A 1,118-nucleotide genomic window follows, 5' to 3' on the forward strand; every position below is an offset into this window, starting at 1 on the left:
GCGGGCCGATTGACAAAGGTCGAGGAAAAAGACGGCTCGGCGGTCGTTAAGGCTACGATAATCACGTATGACGGCAATGGGCGCGTTGCTACGATTAAAGAGACGGCAGGCGGCAAAACCGTAACTAGCACGCTTAATTATGACAGTGTTGGCGGGTTGCAATCCGTCACAAGGGCGGTGAGCTGATGGATACCATTGGATATGCGTTAGCAAGTCGGATCGATCCGGCACGGTGGAGGACTATATCAAACATGCCTAACTTGGCGAGTTACTGCCGCGCGGAGTTGGTTGGGTCCAAAGCCTACGTGCTGAGCAAGGACCATATGCAGATTTACGACATTGACACCAACACATGGACCCAAGGTAGCCCGATGCCAGAGTCTAGGAAACGCTCTGCATTTGCCACATGTCTTGTTGGTGACAAGATTTATGTGATTGGCGGATTGAGAGGTGACGGAAGCCCTCCAGGTACTGATGGCGGCGACACCGGGATTACTATGGTCGACGTATACAACACCGCCACAGACAGTTGGTCTCAGGGCGCATCAATACCCGATGGCAAAGGGAGACATTCTACATCCGCAGTTTATTTAGACGGACTGATCAGGGTGTTTTTTGGTGCGGCAGACCATTATTATGCCAACAGATCGGATCAATTAATTTTAAATTTAGCAAACTCAACGTGGGCCGTTGGAACTGGGGTTATCAGGGGCAGGCGAGGACATTCGGCAATTGTTAAAAATGGGAAGGTCTATATATCAGGTGGGTTAAATGACTCGGAAATACTTAGTGACATGCTTGAGTACGACCCTGCAAAGGATGTTTATACCACGATTAGATTGCTTGAAAAACGCAAAGACCACGTTTCAGTTACCCATCCAGATGGCGTTTACTTAATCGGCGGCGGTCCAACAGCGGAGCTATGGAATGTTTTAACGCGCACATCAACATATTTACAACCGCCGATTTTATACCGGAGCGGATTGGGTGCCGTGTATTATCAAGGGGCGATTTACATTTTTGGCGGTGGATTAACGCAAGTCGATGTGTTTTATACGGACGACCAGCCAGAAAGAGTAGCTTTATTAGCATGGCTAGCTACAAGATAGGAGGGATAC

2 protein-coding genes are annotated in these 1,118 nt (G+C 48.8%); both read left to right on the forward strand.

What is annotated here, in order from left to right; translation table 11 throughout:
* Positions 1 to 186: hypothetical protein (locus KJS57_RS25995; protein ID WP_213656844.1), on the forward strand; the 186-nt coding region annotated here is incomplete at its 5' end.
* A gap of 65 nt (positions 187 to 251) precedes the next feature.
* The gene (locus KJS57_RS26000; RefSeq protein WP_213656845.1) at positions 252 to 1,109 is read left to right on the forward strand and encodes a Kelch repeat-containing protein; all 858 of its coding nucleotides are present in this window, start codon (positions 252 to 254) and stop codon (positions 1,107 to 1,109) included.
* The last annotated feature ends 9 nt before the right edge of the window (positions 1,110 to 1,118 follow it).

It is taken from the genome of Paenibacillus vini, assembly GCF_018403325.1.
GTDB lineage: Bacteria > Bacillota > Bacilli > Paenibacillales > Paenibacillaceae > Fontibacillus > Fontibacillus vini.